Annotated in this window: 13 protein-coding genes and 1 other annotated feature; of the genes, 12 read left to right on the top strand and 1 reads right to left on the bottom strand. The window is 35.0% G+C overall.

From position 1 onward, the window contains the following. The first annotated feature begins 22 nt into the window (after positions 1-22). The 6 genes from hemC to ysxE all read left to right on the top strand — a co-directional run bounded on the left by hemC (position 23) and on the right by ysxE (position 6,948). The gene (gene hemC / locus ACTJJ9_RS07215; protein ID WP_145582176.1) at positions 23-955 is read left to right on the top strand and encodes a hydroxymethylbilane synthase; all 933 of its coding nucleotides are present in this window, start codon (positions 23-25) and stop codon (positions 953-955) included. Beyond that, positions 955-1,755, top strand: a complete 801-nt coding sequence (locus tag ACTJJ9_RS07220) for a uroporphyrinogen-III synthase (protein ID WP_145582175.1) — start codon at positions 955-957, stop codon at positions 1,753-1,755. The genes hemC and ACTJJ9_RS07220 overlap by 1 nt, the downstream gene beginning before the upstream one ends. Continuing rightward, complete coding sequence (hemB, locus tag ACTJJ9_RS07225; protein WP_145582174.1) at positions 1,755-2,741, top strand: porphobilinogen synthase; 987 nt, start codon at positions 1,755-1,757, stop codon at positions 2,739-2,741. The genes ACTJJ9_RS07220 and hemB overlap by 1 nt, the downstream gene beginning before the upstream one ends. Before the next feature lie 42 nt (positions 2,742-2,783). Continuing rightward, positions 2,784-4,070, top strand: a complete 1,287-nt coding sequence (gene hemL / locus ACTJJ9_RS07230; protein WP_145582173.1) for a glutamate-1-semialdehyde 2,1-aminomutase — start codon at positions 2,784-2,786, stop codon at positions 4,068-4,070. Between the two features lie 469 nt (positions 4,071-4,539). Then, positions 4,540-5,796 carry a stage VI sporulation protein D gene (gene spoVID / locus ACTJJ9_RS07235; RefSeq protein ID WP_186324202.1) on the top strand — a complete coding sequence of 419 codons (1,257 nt, stop codon included), beginning with the start codon at positions 4,540-4,542 and terminating at the stop codon, positions 5,794-5,796. Positions 5,797-5,922: 126 nt separating this feature from the next. Next, the gene (ysxE, locus tag ACTJJ9_RS07240) at positions 5,923-6,948 is read left to right on the top strand and encodes a spore coat protein YsxE (protein ID WP_145582171.1); all 1,026 of its coding nucleotides are present in this window, start codon (positions 5,923-5,925) and stop codon (positions 6,946-6,948) included. Positions 6,949-7,033: 85 nt separating this feature from the next. Here ysxE and ACTJJ9_RS07245 read toward each other — a convergent pair whose 3' ends face one another. Continuing rightward, positions 7,034-7,225, bottom strand: coding sequence for a hypothetical protein (locus tag ACTJJ9_RS07245; protein ID WP_095302382.1), 192 nt, complete (start codon positions 7,223-7,225; stop codon positions 7,034-7,036). A 229-nt stretch (positions 7,226-7,454) separates the two neighbouring features. Next, positions 7,455-7,692, top strand: a binding site (T-box leader). Positions 7,693-7,770: 78 nt separating this feature from the next. Here ACTJJ9_RS07245 and ACTJJ9_RS07250 point away from each other — a divergent pair. The 6 genes from ACTJJ9_RS07250 (at position 7,771) to radC (ending at position 16,424) form a co-directional block, all read left to right on the top strand. After that, entirely contained in the window at positions 7,771-10,422 is a 2,652-nt protein-coding gene (locus ACTJJ9_RS07250) for a valine--tRNA ligase (RefSeq protein WP_145582170.1), read from the top strand. Between the two features lie 69 nt (positions 10,423-10,491). Next, positions 10,492-11,823 (top strand): bifunctional folylpolyglutamate synthase/dihydrofolate synthase, encoded by a 1,332-nt coding sequence (locus tag ACTJJ9_RS07255; RefSeq protein WP_145582169.1) that lies wholly within the window; start codon positions 10,492-10,494, stop codon positions 11,821-11,823. A gap of 667 nt (positions 11,824-12,490) precedes the next feature. Then, positions 12,491-13,252: an A24 family peptidase gene (locus ACTJJ9_RS07260; protein ID WP_145582168.1), complete on the top strand. Its 762-nt coding sequence runs from the start codon at positions 12,491-12,493 to the stop codon at positions 13,250-13,252. 321 nt (positions 13,253-13,573) lie between these two features. Continuing rightward, on the top strand, positions 13,574-14,611 hold the full coding sequence (locus tag ACTJJ9_RS07265; RefSeq protein WP_186324201.1) for an SPOR domain-containing protein: 1,038 nt from the start codon (positions 13,574-13,576) through the stop codon (positions 14,609-14,611). Between the two features lie 372 nt (positions 14,612-14,983). Further along, positions 14,984-15,556, top strand: coding sequence for a Maf family protein (locus tag ACTJJ9_RS07270; protein ID WP_145582166.1), 573 nt, complete (start codon positions 14,984-14,986; stop codon positions 15,554-15,556). A gap of 178 nt (positions 15,557-15,734) precedes the next feature. Continuing rightward, positions 15,735-16,424, top strand: a complete 690-nt coding sequence (gene radC / locus ACTJJ9_RS07275; protein WP_095302388.1) for a RadC family protein — start codon at positions 15,735-15,737, stop codon at positions 16,422-16,424. Positions 16,425-16,515: the final 91 nt, after the last annotated feature.

A 16,515-nucleotide genomic window follows, 5' to 3' on the forward strand; every position in this document is an offset into this window, starting at 1 on the left:
ATCGTCAGCTTAGGAGGATATTATGCGGAAAATAATAGTTGGTTCTAGACGTAGTAAACTAGCATTAACCCAGACGAACTGGGTCATTGAGCAATTAAAAGCTTTGCAACTACCTTTTGAATTTGAAGTGAAAGAAATTGTAACAAAGGGAGATCGGATCCTTGATGTTACTTTATCTAAAGTTGGAGGTAAAGGTCTTTTCGTAAAAGAAATTGAACAAGCGATACTAGATGGAGAAATTGATATGGCTGTACATAGTATGAAGGATATGCCAGGCGTTTTGCCAAAAGGGCTAACAATCGGGTGCGTGCCAAAGCGTGAAGATCATCGTGATGTGCTTATTTCAAAGAACGGTAAAAAACTATCAGAGCTTCCTAAAGGTGCGGTTATCGGAACTAGTAGCCTAAGAAGAAGTGCACAGCTATTAATTGAAAGACCAGATCTAGAAATTAAATGGATTAGAGGAAATATAGATACACGTCTTGAAAAGCTAAAAACGGAAGAATATGATGCGATCATTTTAGCAGCTGCAGGTTTAGCGAGAATGGGTTGGAGCAAGGACGTTGTAACGGAATTTTTAGATACGGATGTTTGCCTACCAGCAGTTGGACAAGGGGCTTTAGCAATTGAATGCCGCGAGGATGATAATGAATTACTAGGTTTACTTGAAAAGTTTACGGATGAAGCAACTCGTTTGGCAGTTGAAGCTGAAAGAGCCTTTCTTACAAAAATGGAAGGGGGCTGTCAAGTTCCCATTGCAGGCTTTGCAACAGTTAATGAAAATAAAGAAATTACCTTTACAGGGCTTATAGCATCGCCTGATGGAAAGGAAGTTTATAAAGAGCAATTAACTGATCAGAATCCTGCTGAATTAGGAGAACGAGTTTCAACGACTTTAACAAATCAAGGTGCTAAGAAATTAATAGATAAAGTAAAAGCGGAGTTAGAAAAATAATGGCTACAGGTAGTCAACCGTTAAAAGGAAAGAGAATATTAGTAACTCGAGCAAAATCTCAGGTTGAGGAATTTATGACAAAAATAGAAGCAGAGGGGGGTATTGCCCTTCCTGCTCCATTGCTTGAAGTAAAAGCAAACGTTGAAAACGAAAATCAGATAAAAGAAACAATTCATTATCTTGAAAAATATGATTGTATCGTTTTTACAAGTGCAAATGGTGTCACTTTTTTTAAATATTATTTAGATAAATGGGAGATTTCCTATAGAAATTTAAAACATTTAATTTCAGCTTCAGTTGGGAGAAAAACAAGTAAACAAATGGAACAACTCGGTTTGTCAGTGTCGATAATTCCAGAGGAGTTTGTTGCTGAAAAGCTAGTTGAGCAAATTGTTGCTAAATTACCATTAACGTCACGGATATTAGTTATTAGAGGCAATCTTGCACGTCCAGCTCTTGTCGAAGGTTTGCGAAAGCATGGCTATGAAGTAAATGATTTAATTGTATATAAGACTATTCATAACCAAGAGGAAGCAGATAAACTGAAAAAATATGTGAAATATAATGAACTTGATTATATCACGTTTACAAGCTCATCAACTGTAGATAGTTTTATGAAGATATTTAAGGAAAAGGGAGTTTTTGATAACCTACATAACATTATCTTTATATGCATCGGTCCAATTACGTATAAAACGTTAAAGGAATATGGTTTAAAAGGATATATGGCTGCTTCCTATACAATAGAGGACATGATTAAGCTAATGGTAGAGCTTGAACAGAATAAGGAGGATTTTTAATGGATATTCAATTTAAAAGACATCGAAGATTACGTAGTAGCGCCAATATGAGAGCCTTATTAAGGGAAACACATCTTCGTGCAGAGGATTTTATTTATCCTTTATTTGTTGTTGAGGGGATGAACCAGCGAAATGAAGTTGCTTCAATGCCTGGTGTTTACCATTTATCTTTAGATTTATTAAATGCTGAGATTGAAGAAATCGTATCTTTAGGAATCAAATCAATCATATTATTTGGTGTTCCAGATGCTGAGCAAAAAGATGAGTGTGGAACACAAGCTTTTCACGATCATGGAATTGTACAACGTGCAACTAGACAAGTAAAAGAAGCATTTCCTGAACTGCTCGTAGTTGCTGATACATGTCTTTGTGAATACACAGACCATGGACACTGTGGAATTGTTGAGAATGGCGAAGTATTAAATGACCAATCTCTCGAATTGTTAGCACGAACAGCTGTAAGTCAGGCAAAGGCTGGAGCTGATATTATTGCTCCATCTAATATGATGGATGGATTTGTTGCTGCAATTCGTAAAGGATTAGATGAAGCAGGCTTTGAACATATTCCAATCATGTCTTACGCTGTGAAATATTCGAGTGCCTTTTATGGTCCTTTTCGTGATGCTGCTCAAAGTACACCACAGTTTGGTGACCGGAAAACATATCAAATGGACCCTGCAAACCGTGATGAAGCATTACGTGAAGCACAGTCAGACATTGAAGAAGGAGCAGACTTTTTAATTGTTAAACCAGCACTCTCTTATTTAGATATAATTAGAGATGTGAAAAACAACTTTAACCTTCCAATCGTTGCTTATAATGTTAGTGGAGAATATTCAATGATAAAAGCAGCAGCTTTAAATGGTTGGATTGATGAGAAGGCAACTGTTATGGAAATGTTAATTGGAATGAAGCGCGCAGGAACAGATTTAATTATTACGTACTTTGCCAAAGATGTTGCACGATGGTTAAAAGAAGAAAAGTAAACTAGCCTTTTTATTCACGATGAAAGTAGGAGGGGATTTACAATGAGAAGCTATGCAAAAAGCGAGCAGGCGTTTGAAGAAGCGAAGGGGTTAATGCCCGGGGGAGTAAATAGCCCTGTTCGTGCCTTTAAATCAGTTGGAATGAATCCGATTTTTATGGATCATGGAAAAGGTGCAAAAATATATGATATTGATGGAAATGAATATATTGATTACGTTTTATCATGGGGGCCATTAATTCACGGTCATTCCCACGACACAGTCGTTGAAGCAATCAAAAAGGTAGTTGAATCAGGGACAAGCTTTGGTGCACCTACAATAATCGAAAATGAATTAGCTAAGCTAGTTATTGAAAGAGTCCCTTCAATTGAAATTGTAAGAATGGTTAGCTCTGGTACAGAGGCGACAATGAGTGCATTGCGTTTAGCTCGGGGTTATACTGGACGAAATAAAATTATAAAGTTTGAAGGCTGTTATCATGGACATGGAGATTCCTTGTTAATTAAAGCAGGATCAGGGGTCGCTACTTTAGGGTTACCAGATAGTCCTGGTGTTCCTGAAGGAATTGCCCAAAATACAATTACGGTTCCATATAATGACTTGGAGAGCATTCGTTACGCATTTGAACAGTTCGGCGAAGATATTGCATGTATTATCGTTGAGCCTGTGGCAGGAAATATGGGAGTAGTTCCCCCAATTCCAGGATTTTTAGAAGGGTTACGAGAGATAACAACAAAGTATGGGGCATTATTAATATTTGATGAAGTAATGACTGGCTTCCGTGTTGATTACGGATGTGCTCAAGATTACTTTGGAGTCACACCTGACATTACTTGCTTAGGTAAAGTTATTGGTGGAGGCTTACCAGTGGGTGCATATGGTGGGAAAGCGGAAATTATGGAGCAAATAGCACCTAGTGGCCCGATCTATCAAGCGGGAACATTATCTGGAAATCCACTTGCAATGACAGCAGGATATGAAACATTAAAACTTTTAACAAGGGATTCATATAAAGAATTTAAGCGAAAAGCTGATCGGTTAGAAGAGGGATTATCAAAAGCTGCAAAAGAGTTTGATATTCCGCATACAATTAATCGTGCCGGTTCAATGATTGGTTTCTTCTTTACAAATGAAGAGGTAATCAATTATGATAAGGCAAAAACTTCTAATCTTGATTATTTTGCAAGCTATTATCGGAAAATGGCAAATCAAGGTGTATTCCTTCCTCCATCACAATTTGAAGGATTATTTTTGTCGACTGCACATACAGATGAAGATATTAATTTTACTATTGAAGCGGCTAGAAATGCATTTTCTGAACTAAAATAAAGCAATAAAGGAAGAGGCCTTACACGGTTTGAACGTGTAAGGCCTTTTTTTATTGTTAAAAAGGAATCTAAATAAGATTGTAATCATATTTTGTTCATTTCAATCATACATCTGTATTGTCAAAGCTTTTTGGGAATGAGTACGGAGTTACTTAAAATGTTAGGGCAAGTTTTCCTTTGACTGTTTAGTGGGAATCTCCTAAACAAATGTTAGAACCCTAAGAAATATGTATGTCTTTTTTCTTTTGGCTATGTTAAAGGTTATTGTTGTTTTATTGTAGTTTGTTGGTTAGAGAGGAGGATATGAAACTCCTACTTAGAGAGCGTGTCAATACGGAGACCCTACAGGCAGCTCCCGGACCGCCCGCGGAAATCAACAACCAAGTTTAACAGAGCAATACTTTTTCCTTAAGTATTAACACAAACTTATGTGTCCATTGTTAGTCGTCGATTTGAAAGGAGGAATTTTTTTGTCGCAGGAACAAAATCAATTACGGTTTTCAGTAGAAGAATCAGTTTGGTTTCAAAAGGGACAGGAAGTATCTGATCTACTTTCTATTTCATTAGATCCAGATATCTCGATTCATGAACATGATCAATATGTTTCAATTCGAGGTGCTCTTCAACTTTCAGGGGAATACATGATTGCAGAAAATGCTACTCATTCAGAGCAGTTTGAATATGCTAATGTTCGTTATGTAAATGAGGTGCAAACAGGAGAAGATGGTGTTAGTATTTTAACTCATCGCTTTCCAGTTGATATTACAATACCACGAAATCGTATTGATAATTTAGAAGAGGTATATGTATCGATTGAATCATTTGATTATGAAATTCCAGATATAAAATGTTTAAAGCTTGTAGCAGATTTATCAATTAGTGGAATCGTTAATGAACAACCCCGAGACCAAGGTACTTCTCTCGAGCATGCTGAAGAAGAAACTTTCATTGAAGAAGAAATAGAAGAGGAAGATCAAATCCCTGAACCGCTTTATCGAGAAAAAAAGGAAGACCCACAAGATGATGCGATACTTGAAAAAAGGGAAAACCCACAAGATGATCCGATACTTGAAAAAGAGGAAAATCCATTCTTATCACTTTATCATGAAACCTCTAAGGAAGAGGACAAATTAGAAAAATTAGCTGTTGTTGATGATGAAATTGCTGAGGAAGCATCAATTCAACAAATAAGAAACGAAAATGATCAAGAAACTGCCCAAGAAAAAGATGAAATAAGTGGCCAACAACAAGAAGAAAGCGTCGATGATTCTCAAAAAGACGAAACAGAATTCAATGTAGCTGAACTAGAAGAAGAAAAGCTTCAATCACAAGAAACGAATGATGAACTTTTTGAGCCTGCAACAGTAGAGGTTAGACAACAACAGGAATCTGTTTCTGAAGAACCACAAGAAGTTCAATATGCATTTTTCTCAAAAACAGAGGAAGAAGATGAAATTTCCGAGCAACAAGATGATGAAGAAAATATCCGAGAGGAAGACAATACAAAGGACGCCCATTATTTAACAAGTCTATTTGCACGTGATGAGGAAGAAGATTTTACAAGAGTGAAGATGTGTATCGTCCAACAAGGTGACACGATGGAACAAATTTGTGAAAGATATGATATTTCTGTGCAACAGCTTATTCGTGTAAATAATTTTCATGCAGATCAGGATATTTACGAAGGGCAAATCCTTTATATACCAGACTATTCCGTATCTAAGTAATACAAAACAAAAACAGTATGGGACGTCGTTTCCTTTACTGTTTTTTTCTTTAAAAATGAAGTTTATAGAAGGACAATTGGCAATTTATTATTTTAATCTCAATTGAAGATTTGAGGTGTATCTCCTTTGGACATCCAACAAGACGAACTAAACTCAATCTTACAGGACTATGAAATTATTCCTGAATATACTGAGGCTTTAAGTAAAAAGGCGCTCAAAGTTCATACGAGTAAAGGCAATTACGTACTTAAAAGGTTAGCAAAACCATCGAATCACCAATTCATTCAATCGTTTCTAACATTAAATCAACATCGCTATACAAGCTATGTTCCGATTGTAAATAATAAATATCAACACTTTCTCTCAAAGCTAGGGAATGACTATTATTATATTATGCCATGGCTACCAAATGATTATAATGAGGAGCTTGATGCACGTCATCAGTATTTATTTAAAGAAATTGCAGCTTTGCATCATCGAACAGAAGTAGAAAGAAAGTTACAAGCTCATGAGGCAGAAAATCATTACACGAAAATGATAAAAAAGTGGGAAGAAGATAAGGAATTTTATGAACGTTTTGTAGAACATTGTGAACAGAAGCTATATCTGTCACCATTTGAATTACAAGCAGTCACTTATTTCATTGAAGTAAGTCGAGCGATTGAATTTTCTTCAAAAAAACTGAAGGAATGGTCTGAGTCAATGGAAAATAAAGAGAAATCTCGAATTGTTCTCACCCATGGGAAAATATCTGCTCATCATTTTTTGTATGATAAAGATGGTACTGGCTACTTATCTAATTTTGAGGATGCAAAATACGCTTCACCCATTGATGATTTACTTCTATTTATGTATCGAACATCGAAAACATTTCCAACCCAATGTCAGGACTGTGTCAATTGGTTTTATACGTACCAGAATAGCTACCCTTTTAAAGAGGATGAAATGCTGTTATTCCTTAGCTATTTAGCATATCCACAACGAATTTGTCAGTTAATCAAACAGTGTGTAAAGAATCCAAGTAAATATTCTGAATTAGAGAAGAATAAGAGATTAATAAGAGCTTATTGGCATTTTAAAAATATTGAATATTTAGTAATGAAAATTTCTGAGGTCGAAGAAAAAAAGAGGCTTGAAGCAGAAGAAGCTTAAATTCTTATAATATGAAAGAGGGACTGTCCCCACACAGTCTCTCTTCAATCGTTTTCTCGTAGTTTTGTCTCTATTTTACTATGAGTTAAATCCAATCAAACCGCAAAGCAATAGCTAAAATAATTAATAAGCCTAATAAAAGGACGTCAAAAGATGTTGGAAAAAAGACTGTACGAATTCCTTGGAAAATTGTTAAAGGAATGATGATTTGAACCCCTACATCCCTAATTTGCTTAACCCATGGTGGAAGTGTATAAGGATTATATCTCCGTTTCATAACGCAACCCTCCTAAATTTTCCGAAACGCTTTATAATGAGCTCACAATTCTTTTGAATTTACATAAAATAATGTCAACAGGTTCGTTTGCTTTTGTCTTAATTTGTATTATTAAAATATGCTAGTAGGCTTAGGGAAGTGCCTGTATGAAAGAATAGAAATTTGGCGAAAATATTGACGAAAAAAAGTTTTTTCTAGTAATATAGAGTGTAGATGAAATTTACATAACTTATAAACGTTGAATGGGAAGAGTACAATGGATATCACTTTACAGAGAGAGAAATCATTTGCTGAAAGATTTCTTATGATGATACTTTGGAAGGTCGCCCAGGAGTTGCTTCTTTGAAGATAGTAAAAGAAGCCGGTTTTTACCGTTATAAATGTTGAGTGCATAGGCAACTTATATGGGTAACCATATGTCTATGAAAAAAGGTGGTACCGCGAAATTTTCTCCTTTCGTCCTTTTAAGGGATGGAAGGAGTTTTTATTTTGTGTAAATATAGTTCCATCTATAAATATGAAACATGATGAAGGAGGATATTTTGATGGAAAATAATCAAAATCAACGAGAATTACCAACTAAATATGACCCACAGACAATTGAAAAGAATCGCTACTCATTTTGGCTTGAGGGGAAGTACTTTGAAGCAACAGGTGATCAAAATAAACAACCATATACAGTTGTTATTCCACCACCAAATGTGACGGGAAAACTTCATCTCGGTCATGCTTGGGATACTACGCTGCAAGATATTGTGACACGTATGAAAAGGATGCAAGGCTATGATGTCCTTTGGTTGCCTGGAATGGACCATGCTGGGATTGCAACACAAGCAAAGGTGGAAGCTAAGCTACGTGAAGAAGGAAAATCACGATATGATTTAGGTAGAGAAAAATTTGTTGAAGAAACATGGAAATGGAAAGAGGAATATGCAGGTCATATTCGTGAGCAATGGGCGAAAGTAGGACTTGGATTAGATTACTCACGTGAACGTTTCACACTTGATGAAGGCTTATCAAAGGCTGTTCGTGAAGTATTTGTATCCCTTTATAATAAAGGCCTTATTTATCGTGGCGAATATATTATCAACTGGGATCCACAAACAAAAACAGCTTTATCAGATATTGAAGTAATATATAAAGATGTTCAAGGTGCATTCTACCATATGCGTTATCCGTTAGCAGATGGTTCGGGCTCTATTGAAATTGCTACTACTAGACCAGAAACAATGCTTGGAGATACTGCGGTTGCTGTTCATCCAGAAGATGAACGGTACAAACATTTAATTGGAAAAAAAGTAATCTTACCGATTGTTGGTCGTGAAATTCCAATTGTTGGTGATGATTATGTAGATATGGAATTCGGTTCAGGTGCAGTAAAAATTACTCCTGCTCATGATCCAAATGACTTTGAAGTTGGAAACCGTCATAACCTCGAGCGCATTCTTGTGATGAACGAAGATGGAACAATGAATGAAAACGCAGGTATATACAATGGACTTGACCGCTTTGAGTGTCGTAAAAAAATAGTGAAAGATCTACAAGAGCAAGGTGTGTTATTTAAAATTGAAGAGCATCTTCATTCTGTAGGACATAGTGAAAGAAGCGGAGCAGTTGTCGAACCGTATCTTTCAACTCAATGGTTTGTAAAAATGCAGCCTTTAGCAGATGAAGCAATTAAGCTTCAACAAGCAGAAGAAGAAAAGGTGAATTTTGTTCCAGACAGATTTGAAAAAACTTATATGCGTTGGATGGAGAATATCCGTGATTGGTGTATTTCTCGACAATTATGGTGGGGACACCGTATTCCAGCATGGTACCATAAAGAAACAGGAGAGGTATATGTTAATCAAGAACCGCCTGCAGATATAGAAAATTGGGAGCAGGATAAAGATGTGCTTGACACGTGGTTTAGTTCAGCTCTTTGGCCGTTTTCTACAATGGGCTGGCCAGATACAGATTCAGCTGATTACAAACGCTATTATCCGACAGATGTATTAGTAACAGGGTATGACATTATTTTCTTCTGGGTTTCAAGAATGATTTTCCAAGGTCTTGAATTTACTGGCAAACGTCCTTTTAAAGATGTATTAATTCATGGACTTGTTCGCGATGAACAAGGTCGGAAAATGAGTAAATCATTAGGTAATGGTGTCGATCCGATGGAGGTTATTGATAAATACGGGGCTGACTCCTTACGTTACTTCTTATCAACAGGAAGCTCACCAGGTCAAGATTTACGCTTTAGTCATGAAAAGGTAGAATCAACTTGGAATTTTGCGAATAAAATTTGGAATGCCTCACGTTTTGCGTTAATGAATATGGATGGTTTAACATTTGAAGAAATCGATATTACTGGTGAAAAATCAGTCGCTGATAAATGGATTTTAACTCGACTAAATGAAACGATTGAAAATGTTACAAGTCTTGCTGATAAATATGAATTTGGTGAAATCGGTAGACTTCTCTACAATTTCATTTGGGATGATTTCTGTGATTGGTATATTGAAATGGCGAAATTGCCATTATACGGAGAGGATGAAGCTGCGAAAAAGACAACTCGCTCAATCCTTGCTTATGTATTAGATAACACAATGAGATTGTTACATCCATTCATGCCATTTATTACTGAGGAAATCTGGCAGTCACTTCCACATGAAGGCGAGTCAATTACGATAGCAAAATGGCCTACTGTTAATCCTGAACTTACCGATCAACAGGCAGCTAATGAAATGAAATTATTAGTTGAAGTCATTCGCTCTGTACGAAATATTCGCGCAGAAGTGAATACTCCGATGAGTAAGCAAATTGAAATGACGATTAAAGCAAAAGACGAGGACATTGTTAGTCAGCTTGAAACAAATCGAGCATATGTTGAACGGTTCTGTAATACAAGCTCGTTAACAATTGCAACAGATATTACTTCAACAGATAAATCAATGACAGCTGTTGTTACTGGTGCGGAGATTATATTACCGTTGGAAGGGCTCATCAATATCGATGAAGAAATTAAACGACTTGAAAAGGAAAAAGAAAAGCTTGATAAAGAGGTCGAACGTGTTCAGAAAAAGCTTGGAAACGAAGGCTTCTTGAAAAAGGCTCCTGAAAAGGTAATCGAAGAAGAAAAGGCAAAGGAAAAAGATTATATCGAAAAACGTGATATTGTCATTGCAAGAATTGAGGAACTAAGAGGTTAATTGTATAAAAGTCGGGTGAGTCAATGACTCACCCGACTTTTACTAAGTAAATATAAAGGTGGCATCATTATGTTTGCAAATTATGATGAAGCAATTAATTGGATCCATTCACGATTAAAATTTGGTGTAAAGCCTGGCTTAAAACGAATGGAATGGTTTTTAGAAAAATACAACCATCCAGAAGAAAACTTACAAATTATCCATGTAGCTGGAACAAATGGAAAAGGATCGACTATCTCATATATGCGCCATATATTAATTGAGGCAGGATATAAAGTAGGTACTTTTACTTCTCCATATATAGAGCTTTTTAATGAACGAATAAGTGTTAATGGCCAACCAATATCTGATGAAGCAATGCTTTCACTTGTTAATGAAATTAAGCCATATGTAGAACAGATTGAGCAAACCGAACTTGGTAGTCCAACTGAGTTTGAAGTCATTACAATGATGATGTATCTTTATTTCGGAAAATACAATCAACCAGATTTTTTACTGCTAGAAACAGGGCTTGGTGGAAGACTTGACTCAACGAATGTCATCAACCATCCTTTATTATCGATAATTACAAATGTTGGATATGATCATATGAACATATTAGGGAATACGATTGAAGAAATTGCCGCAGAAAAGGCAGGAATTATTAAAAGTGGTGTTCCAGTTTTTACAGCAATTGAAAATGAAAATGGTATACAAGTAGTTAAAGATGTTGCTAAAAGAAAAAATGCACCATTATTTATTTACGGAACAGATTTTAATATCGTTAAACATCAGCTTCATCGAAATGGAGAATTATTTTCATTAGAAACATCATCGTATGTCTACGATGATGTGCTAATTACGATGAAAGGAGAACACCAAACTAAAAACGCAGCACTTGCCATTTCGGCAATTGATTATTTAAAACGGAAAAATATAGTGAATATAAATGAAATGCAGCTAAAAACAGCTCTTGAGAAAACAAATTGGATTGGTAGATTTGAGAAAGTATATGATAATCCTGAAGTAATTATTGATGGAGCACATAATATCGAAGGGATTGAAAGCCTCGTTTCAACTTTAAAAAGACATTATGGGAATAGAAATATTCATTTTTTAGTTAGTATTTTAAATGATAAAAATTATGAAGAAATGATCCATTTGTTAACGAGGATAGCTTCTTCCATACATTTTACCTCCTTTGACTTTCCACGAGCTGCAAAAGCAAGTGAACTATATTCAGTTTGTGAATTGGGAAATAAAAGTTATTCGGATGATTGGGTGGAGAAGATACAAAATCTGTTAAAGATATATGAAAATAGAGGAGATGACTTAATTGTAGTAGTCGGTTCTCTTTATTTTATATCTCACATACGTAATTATTTTTATGAAAAAAATAATTGGAATAATATTCCTCTTTAACGATTTTTGTCTATTAAAATTATTTCCCACGAAATAAGAAGATAGGGATATATACGAAAAGTAAGCTAGTATTAATAGCTTGCTTTTTTGTTATGTATAGTAGAATTATAAAATTTTTTATATAGTTTTCATTTAGTTATATTATATTGTGGCTAGTTGAAACATATGCTTTTTGAGAAGAAGGAAAATTCGAAGCTCAGGAACATAGTTTTAGTAATCATTATGTAATAAGAAGTTGTTACTAGTTTTCATTTATACTCATATTCACGATGGATATAAAACAACTTTTACTTGGGATAATATTATACTAATGACCACTATATAGTGGAACATTATTTAATGAAAAAGAATGAATACAATACATATATATAGTCTATTAAATCGGCTATAATGAATTTTTTGGTACATTAATTAAGGGGGAATTTTAATTTTCTAGGCATAAAGGTCATGGTATAATATTCATAGTTGGGATGAATAGGATAAATATACCATTTTAATTGGAGATGATAAAAAGTGAAGAAACCTATCCAAATTCTATGTGGTTTATCATGTATTGAATTATTTTGTTTCAATGTTTATTTAGTGATTCTTATAAGTTTATTTAGTTTGAGTGGAAAAATAGCAGTTTCGGAGGCTACTAAAATTCTATTTAATAATCAAACTGCTGATGCTTGTGAATAACTTATTATTGCTGCTTTATGGTTTAGTGCTTGGTTCATTTTTTAATGTTGTTGGTCTTAGGATTCCATTAAATCAATCATTAATTACACCACGTTCAACTTGTCCTAGATGTCACCATAGATTAACGGCAATCGAATTAATCCCAATAGTTTCTTATCTATTACAAAGGGGAAAATGCCGAAGCTGTCATTTTAATATATCTCGTATATACCCACTTGTTGAACTTTCAACAGGGCTTCTATTTTTCGTATCACCTTTAATTGTTGGTTGGAGTTTTGAACTAATAATTACCCTCACTTTAATTTCCTTATGTATGATAATTTTTGTATCTGATGTTTCATATATGCTCATCCCAAATCGAGTGCTTTTGTTTTTTCTTGTCGTTTTTATTATTGAACGGATAATTTATCCGCTTGACCCATGGTATGACTCTGTTATTGGTGGAGCAGCTATCTTTGCCCTATTGCTCTTCATTGCTCATATAAGTAAGGGTGGTATAGGTGGAGGAGACATTAAGCTTTTCGGTTTACTTGGGTTTGTATTAGGCCTGAAAATTGTATTATTAGCATTCTTTCTTTCGACATTAATCGGAACTTTAGATGGAGTACGAAGGATAATATTAGGAAAATATAAAAAAAGAGAACCTGTTCCATTCGGGCCCTCAATCGTTGTGGGAACACTTATTGCATATTTTTTCGGAGATTCACTTATCGGTTTATACATATATATTTTGAGTAATGGTTGGTGAAATAATTAGAAATTTGGATAATAGGGTTTTAGGATAATCTATAAAAGTGAGTAATCTAAAAGCTTTAAAAGGTATTAGCAGTGCTGGTATGCTTTTTTATATATAAACGAGATTGGTTATTTGAATTATTTAATTCTATATCTAGTCGTTAATGCTCTAGTTCTTTTAAAGTCATTTTGTAGAGAATGACGAAACACATATTTATTTGACGAAAACTTTTCAGAACGAGACGACAAATGTCTTGTTCTTTTTTTGTTTTAATCTGATAGCATGGTAAGCAAATTGATCGCACGTGATTTGCAAATGAAGGGTGGTAGGCATATGGACAAGCAAACAACTAATCCAATAAAGGTGAAAATAAATGGCAAAGAACGCCCTTTATCTGAAGCTAAAAAACATGAGGATGAAATTTCTATTTCAAGCTGGGAAGAAAAGCTAGAGGCAGAAAAGGAAATCGCTTCTGCAAAACAACCGATAGAAAAGGAAGAGGAGTTTCCTTGGCTTCTCCCAGATGAAGATGAATCTGTATTTCAAGAAGATCCAAAGGTTGTCACTCCTAAAAAAAGTAAAAAAGTCTTATCTAACCAGAAGGTAATCCCATATCAATATTCTTCATCCAAAAAGAAGAAAAGTGATAATCAAGTTAAGCGATTGTTCATTATCCCGCTCTTTGCAATTAGTTTAGGTGTGTTGTTTGGTATTATTGCATTGAACTTCTTGTCTAATAAGGATATGCCAACTGCCGGGACAGTGAATGAAGTAGTTCCAAATAGCAATAGTAATACAACAGTTGAAGATAAAGATGCTAAGGAAACGACGGCTGATGATGTAAAGGCGACATCAAATGCAAGTTTGTCAATTTATGTTGTTCAAGGTGGGATATTTTCGAAAAAGGAAGCTGCTGATACAGTTGCAAATACAATTAAATCAGAAGGATTAGCGTCAGTTGTTCTTGAAACAAATGGAAATTTCACAGTTTATGCAGGATTAGGAAAAGATAAAAGTGAAACAAGCTCACTTGCTGATCTATATAAACAAAAAAGCTTGCCTGATATCGAGTTTTGGGGTGGAAAACAACTAACACTTCCAATTCAAACAACAGAGTCGGCAGAGCAATGGGCCAGTTCTATTCAAGAGTTAGCATCGATATCAGCTTTATCCGCAATTGGAACATCTATTGGTAATGACGAAATAACAAAAATTGAATCTGATATTAAAGGAATAAAGGCTAACGGTGACGAAGAGAAAAAAGCTATTGAAGCGATGAATCAATCAATTACACATATTAAAAATAAACAAGGGTGGCAAGCCCAACAGAAACTATTAGAAGCAATTAGTTTTATTAATAGAGGAGCTTAAAAGAGTAATGAGGGAAATCTATCTATGAATATGTTAGATAGGTTTAGCCCTTATTACTCTTTTTTATTAGGCTTTGTTATAGTTTAATGCTGCACTCTTAACACTTGGCTTATTGGAGAGAATAAGTGAGATGCCTACTTGTAGAAGTGTGAAAAAGGTACCCTCATATGCGTTAACGACAAAGAGACTTCCAAACTGAACCGCCTGCGGAAAGCGAACACTGTAGGAGGAAATAGACAGCTAAATTGAACAGCGCGTTTATTTAAAAGTCATATAATGTAAAATTCACTTTTATTAAATTGTTCTCTACCATTTCGTTTGGTAAGATTAAACCGTATCTTCTAATCTGAAACGAAGAAAGGATGAAACAACATGAACACAAACCTCATATTAGCTTCAGCTTCGCCCCGTAGAAAAGAGCTTCTAGAATTATTACAAATCCCGTTTAAGGTGATACCAAGTGAGGTTGAAGAAAAGGTAGATGAAACACTACATCCTGAAGAAATGGTAAAATTATTAGCACAGCAAAAGGCTGAATATGTTGCTAAAAGCAATCAAAACGCCTATGTCATTGGTTCTGACACTCTTGTTGTCTATGATGGTCAAATGCTTGGAAAGCCAGTTGATAAAAATCATGCGATAGAAATATTACAAAAGCTTTCTGGTAAAACTCATGAGGTGTATACAGGTGTATCGATTATTTATGGTAGTCAGATTCGTTCGTTTACTGAGAAAACGGCTGTTACATTTTATCCATTATCGAATAAAGAAATCGAGGATTATGTATCAACTGGGGAGCCAATGGATAAAGCAGGGGGCTATGGGATTCAAGGCTACGGGTCATTGCTAGTAAATAAAATTAGTGGTGATTATTATGCAGTAGTAGGATTACCAATTGCAAGACTGAAAAGAGAATTAGAAATTGTTGGGTTTTTCTCCAATTGAAGATTATTTTGTTCCGGATCGTTCAAATTTGGAATAAATCGGCATATAACGTTTATGATATTAATACAAAACATCCTTTTAATGTTGTAGATAATACCAATTACGTCAATTGAGAGTTGGTATTACTGAAAATCGCAATATTCAATAACTGAGCAGAAAGGGAAACAAAGGAGGATAAATGGAAACTTCTAATTTTAAAATCCGTGATTTCCCGCAAGATGAGCGTCCACGAGAGCGTTTGATTAATGATGGTCCTGATAAACTTTCTAATCAAGAGCTGTTGGCAATTATTTTACGTACTGGTACAAGTAAAGAATCTGTTTTAAATTTGTCACAAAAATTATTGAAGCATTTCGAAGGCTTAAGGATGTTAACAAATGCAACTGTTGAAGAAATAACCTCAATTTCAGGAATTGGTAAGGCAAAAGCAGCACAAATTATTGCAGCAATGGAACTTGGACGAAGAATCAATCGTCTAACATATGATGACAGATATACGATCCGTTCTCCACAAGATGGGGCCAATTATGTAATGGACGAAATGCGTTTTTTGAGCCAAGAGCATTTTGTATGTTTATATTTAAATACAAAAAATCAAGTTCTTCATAAGCAAACGGTGTTTATTGGTAGCTTAAATGCATCGATCGTCCACCCACGAGAGGTATTTAAGGAAGCGTTCAAACGTTCAGCTGCATCGGTCATCTGTGTTCATAATCATCCCTCAGGGGACCCAACGCCAAGTAGAGAGGATATTGAGGTGACGAAAAGATTAACCGAATGTGGTAAAATGTTAGGAATAGAACTTTTGGACCATCTTATTATAGGAGATCAAAAATATGTCAGTCTAAAAGAAAAAGGCTACGTGTAACACTTTTTTTTTTGCGTATTTACGATATAATAAGGTTTATGAGTTTTTTTTCCGTTTTGGTAAGACTCAAAGATAATAAGCAGGAAAGATG

The sequence above is a fragment of the Metabacillus sp. 22489 genome, from assembly GCF_052044855.1.
Lineage (GTDB): Bacteria > Bacillota > Bacilli > Bacillales > Bacillaceae > Metabacillus > Metabacillus niabensis.